At 35.4% G+C, this 1,226-nt stretch carries 2 protein-coding genes; both read left to right on the top strand.

Annotated elements, in window-relative coordinates; translation table 11 throughout:
* Window positions 1–24 precede the first annotated feature (24 nt).
* Window positions 25–756, top strand: coding sequence for a PoNe immunity protein domain-containing protein (locus M3090_RS15280; protein WP_249057697.1), 732 nt, complete (start codon window positions 25–27; stop codon window positions 754–756).
* Between the two features lie 62 nt (window positions 757–818).
* Window positions 819–1,226: hypothetical protein (locus tag M3090_RS15275; protein WP_249057695.1), on the top strand; the 408-nt coding region annotated here is incomplete at its 3' end.

The raw sequence follows: 1,226 nt of genomic DNA, 5'->3' as shown, positions 1-1,226 counted from the left end.
ACATCAAAAAGCAGTGTATCATATATGGAATTAAGAGATAAACTTTTTACGGAAGAACAGTATTTAAAGCAATTAGCTGAATACGTTGATGATATAAAAGAACTGGAAGAAGAAATAATGGGTTCTTATGATAAAGAACGTAATTCTGGCGGTATAAGCCCTTATGTGTTTTTACTTAAATACAGAATAGGTTCTTTAGTTACTATGTATTCTATGGGTAAAGACTTAGAATGCTTAAAACCCGATTACCTACAAGCAGTCAAAGCAATGCAAGAATATTGGACACCATACGGTTATTACCAACAAATGTTATGGTTGCTTTCGATAGGTATCATGTTAGATTATGAGGATGATATTCTTTGTGTCATGCTTGCTTTAATAGAACGGGAAAAAGTCAAAGACCATGTTTATGATGTGTTGCTAAATTACCGCTTCCCCGAACGTAAGAAATTGGCAGATTGCGTTTTTGATGATATACCTTATCAGGCAATCTTGGAAGTTTCGGAATTAGCCAAGATAGACAAGAAGCAAGCGATAAAACGATTGGAGAAGTATCTCAAAAAAGAGTGGTATCGTGGACATTCAGAATATCCGTGGTATAACGACCATAAATATGGTATAATACATGACGGTTATTGGAGTTTTGAAAGCGGTGCATTGGTCAAGGTTTTAGGATTGGATGATAGCAGCCTGAAAGGTTTACCTTACTATCCATACGATATGGTACACTGGAATGAGAATAAAATATGTTGTTAATAAAGCGTGATAACGCTTACAGCGTTCATCGCTTAGCCATTACCAACAAATAGCGTACATATATGAATAATACAACAAAAGTAAGAATAGTATATGAATGCAGCATAATAGCCATTGTCCTGCTGACATTCTTAAAAAGTATGTTCCCATACATGGGGGCATGGTGGCAAGTTGCCCTTATCGCTTCACTTGTAGGGCTATGGTTCTCGTTGTCTTATCTGAAACGTCATAATTATAAATGGGGTTTCAGTTACATAGAAAATCACTTATACATTGACCTGTTATTGAAAGTACAAAAATGGTTTCAGAACGCTACAATCATAGCCCTATTGATACCTGTATTCTTAACAGACCTCATGTATAATCATTTTTGTTTTGTAGCATATATATTGCTTGTAGGCATGTTCTTAGGCGTGAAACTGGCTACTTACACTGTAGAGTACGCCATATATAAAAGCAAATTCATTGGA

This window comes from Bacteroides sp. ET71, assembly GCF_023336905.1.
GTDB lineage: Bacteria > Bacteroidota > Bacteroidia > Bacteroidales > Bacteroidaceae > Bacteroides.
Note: the sequence above shows the minus strand (reverse complement) of the source record. Positions and strands in the feature narration are given on the sequence as shown.